Genomic DNA, 793 nt, shown 5'->3' on the forward strand with positions numbered 1-793 from the left:
GCCACACGGTTCCCGAGGCGGCGTGGCGTTCAGCGCCGACGTGCCGTTCCGCGGGCGGACCGCCGCCCGCCCGTGGGACGGGGCCGACGGCCCGCCTGCGGAACGGCACCGACTTCCCGCCCGTGGGACGGCACCGAGGGCCCGCCTGCGGAACGGCACCGACGGCCCGTCCGTGGGACGGCACCGAGGGCCCGGGCGCGAGCGCCACGCCCGGAAATCGGGCGATAAGCACATTTAGGGCATGGGGCGCCTATCGTCTCCCCATGCCCACGCCACACGGTTCCCGAGGCGGCGTGGCGTTCAGCGCCGACGAGCTGCGCGTGCTCGGCGGCGCCCTCGCCACCGCCCTTAAGTCCGCACCCGCGCCCGAGGACGCCCGCGCGTACCTGCGGCTCGCCCAGGCCGTGGACGAAGCCGTCCGTGAGGCCGGCAGACTGCGCTCCTTCCTGCGGGCCGACCTCGCCCGCTACCGCCAGGCCCTGCCCGGCGCCGCCACCGGCTACCTCGACCAGTTGGAAGCGGCGCTCGACGCCGGCCACCTGCCGACCCGCGACGACCTGGCCGCCCTCCGCCGGCTGTGCGCCCAGCGGGCGGGAGCCGACGAGCCGGCCCGCCGCGGCCGACTCCTCCGCCGAGCCGAGGCGCTCACACCCGCGTCCGTCCCGCAGGTGCGCCGACCCGCCGACGCGGAACCGGCCGGCGGGACGCCGGCCGGTGAGTCGTCGGCCGGTTCCGCGTCGGCCGGTGAGACGTCGACTGGCGGGACCCGTGCCGAGCGCACCCCTCATGTGCC

Annotated in this window: 1 protein-coding gene; it reads left to right on the forward strand. The window is 77.8% G+C overall.

All coding sequences use genetic code 11. From position 1 onward, the window contains the following. Window positions 1–263 precede the first annotated feature (263 nt). Window positions 264–793: hypothetical protein (locus tag AB8Z75_RS35130; protein WP_369209215.1), on the forward strand; the 530-nt coding region annotated here is incomplete at its 3' end.

Origin of the sequence: Streptomyces sp. PU-14G (genome assembly GCF_041028275.1) — a bacterium.
Lineage (GTDB): Bacteria > Actinomycetota > Actinomycetes > Streptomycetales > Streptomycetaceae > Streptomyces.